This is a genomic window from Pararhodobacter sp. CCB-MM2, assembly GCF_001691415.1.
GTDB lineage: Bacteria > Pseudomonadota > Alphaproteobacteria > Rhodobacterales > Rhodobacteraceae > Pararhodobacter.
Genome location: NZ_LRRR01000065.1, coordinates 1 through 2,208 on the forward strand (window position 1 = coordinate 1; position 2,208 = coordinate 2,208).

The 2,208-nt window shown below is 60.5% G+C and carries 2 protein-coding genes, 1 tRNA gene and 1 rRNA gene; 2 read left to right on the forward strand and 2 right to left on the reverse strand.

From position 1 onward, the window contains the following. Both rrf and BCY78_RS24165 read left to right on the forward strand, forming a co-directional pair. Nucleotides 1-97 (forward strand): 5S ribosomal RNA (rrf, locus tag BCY78_RS24160); the annotation flags it as partial. Nucleotides 98-154: 57 nt separating this feature from the next. Continuing rightward, nucleotides 155-231: transfer RNA gene (locus BCY78_RS24165), tRNA-Met, on the forward strand. Here BCY78_RS24165 and BCY78_RS25070 read toward each other — a convergent pair. Both BCY78_RS25070 and BCY78_RS24185 read right to left on the reverse strand, forming a co-directional pair. Then, nucleotides 188-1,837, reverse strand: a complete 1,650-nt coding sequence (locus tag BCY78_RS25070; RefSeq protein ID WP_083195286.1) for a recombinase family protein — start codon at nucleotides 1,835-1,837, stop codon at nucleotides 188-190. The genes BCY78_RS24165 and BCY78_RS25070 overlap by 44 nt on opposite strands. 6 nt (nucleotides 1,838-1,843) lie before the next feature. Next, a partial coding sequence (locus BCY78_RS24185; RefSeq protein WP_233499489.1) for a hypothetical protein occupies nucleotides 1,844-2,208 on the reverse strand: 365 nt, incomplete at its 5' end.

Sequence of the window (2,208 nt, forward strand, 5' to 3'; positions counted from 1 at the left end):
GGCTAAACTCACGATCCCTTCCCGAACTCGATGGATAAGGGCCGGAACGCCAATGGTACTGCGTCTTAAGACGTGGGAGAGTAGGTCACCGCCAAACTCGATAAGAAACAGCCTCTCTATAACGATGATAACACCACCGAACAGACAACCCTGTCGCGGGGTGGAGCAGCCCGGTAGCTCGTCAGGCTCATAACCTGAAGGTCGCAGGTTCAAATCCTGCCCCCGCAACCAGCGTTACAGCACCAAGCCCCGGCAAACCGCCGGGGCTTTGCTTTTGCGTCGAAAGCCCAAGAATTCCAGCAATATCGCCCACAAGCTCGATCGACAGACCGTCGCCTTCGGGGTGTAGACGAACTGTCGTCAATAGGCTCCGCAGCACCTCCGTCGCCTCGACACGGGTTCCGGGCGCGTTCAACGCGTCTGCCAGTGTCGAGACCTTCTGGCGGTAGAGATCGCTGAGTCCAGGGTGGAGACGCAATGCGCTGGGTTCCTCGGGTTTTGCGGCAAGCGCGGCCTCCAGCGCGACCTTGCGGTCTTCGAGCTCGGTCATCTTCGCCTTCATGCTCGGGTGGTAGAGCCCGTCCGTGATGGCCTCGATCAACTGATCGATCTTACGCGACACTTGAGCGAGGTCGCGCTCGGTCTTGGCATGTTCCATACGCTCCGCCTGCATCAGCTGGTTCCACTCGCGCTGGTACTCGGACACGAAGGCCGCGATCAGCTCTGAAGCAAGGAGATGCTCGCGGATGCCGGTGAGGACGCGCGCTTCGAGATTGATGCGATCAATGGTGCGGCGGTTCTGGCACGTTCCCTTGTTGCGGGCGCTCGCGCAGCCATACCGGGTCTTTCCGACCAGCGTGTATCCACCACCACAGCAGCCGCATTCAAGAAGGCCGGAGAACAGGTACTGAGGCCGTCGCGCTTTCTCCGGGCGAGGACCGAGGGGTGCCCCGATGACACCCCGCGTATCATCCTGGCGCCGTTTGGCGGCGAGCCACGTCTGGTCGTCCACGATCCGGAGCTCAGGAACGTCTTCGGTGATCCATTCCTCGGACGGATTCAGGCGAGCCTGCCGCTTGCCGGTTGAAGGATCTTTGATGAAGCGCTGTCGGTTCCAGGCAATTTTGCCCACGTAGAGTTCGTTGTTGAGAATGCCGGTCCCGCGTCGCCAATTCCCGTAAATGGTCGAAGGCCCCCATGTGGTGCCCCGCGGACCGGTCACTCCCTCAGCGTTGAGCCGTTGCGCAATCGCACGCGGGCTGTGTCCCTCGATGAACTCACGAAAGATGCGGCGGACGACATCGCCTTCGTCGGGATCAATGCTGCGCTCACCGGTCGTGAATGTTCCGTCGTCTCGAAGCCGGCGCTCCATGCGGTAACCGAAAGAAATTCCGCCTGCCGATTTGCCCTGCCTGACCCGGCCTTCAAGGCCACGATGGGTCTTCTGCGCAAGGTCCTTGAGGTAGAGTGCCGACATCGTGCCCTTGAGCCCGATGTGCAACTCGCTGATCGGCCCCTCGGCGACAGTCAGGACAGGCACGCCAAGGAACGTCATCTGTTTGTGGAAGGCGGCGATGTGTTCCTGATCGCGGCTGATCCGGTCAATGCTTTCGGCAACGACGACATCGAAGCGGCGCGAGCGGGCATCCGCGAGCAGTTGCTGGTACCCCGGGCGCAAGTGGGTGGCGCCCGAAATGCCCATGTCAGAGTAGACCTGCAGGACTGACCAGCCCCGGTCCTGGACCAGGCATTGGCAGACGCGAACCTGGTCCTCTATCGAGGCCTCGCGCTGCATCTCGGTTGAATATCGGGCGTAGATCACCGCGCGCATGGCCATCCTCCATCACGTGTCACTGCGGCCACCGGAGGACCGCTTCTGCTTGCGGTTACCCATCTTACTCATGTCTCGACCGATGTCTTCAACAAACGATTGCAACTTGTTGCAACTCTCCAGGCTGGTCGCCCGGTTGTAGTGGAGTTCCGACATCGTCATGGTCTGGTGGCCAAGGACATCCCGGATAGTGCCATGATGAAGGGGATCCTCGATGGCGATCGACGTTGCGGCGATGTGCCGAAAAGCATGGCTGTTGATTTCCACCCAGAACTGACCCGGGAGAGCACTTAGTTTCCATTGAGAATTGACCCATGTGACCCTCCCCGCGACGCAGCTTGCAGCGGGGGATTCCGGAGTGATCCACATGGGACTTT

Bases quoted from the DNA above. Each gene is read 5' to 3' on its own strand.
- BCY78_RS25070 (WP_083195286.1), bottom strand. From the start codon at position 1,837: ATGGCCATGCGCGCGGTGATCTACGCCCGATATTCAACCGAGATGCAG.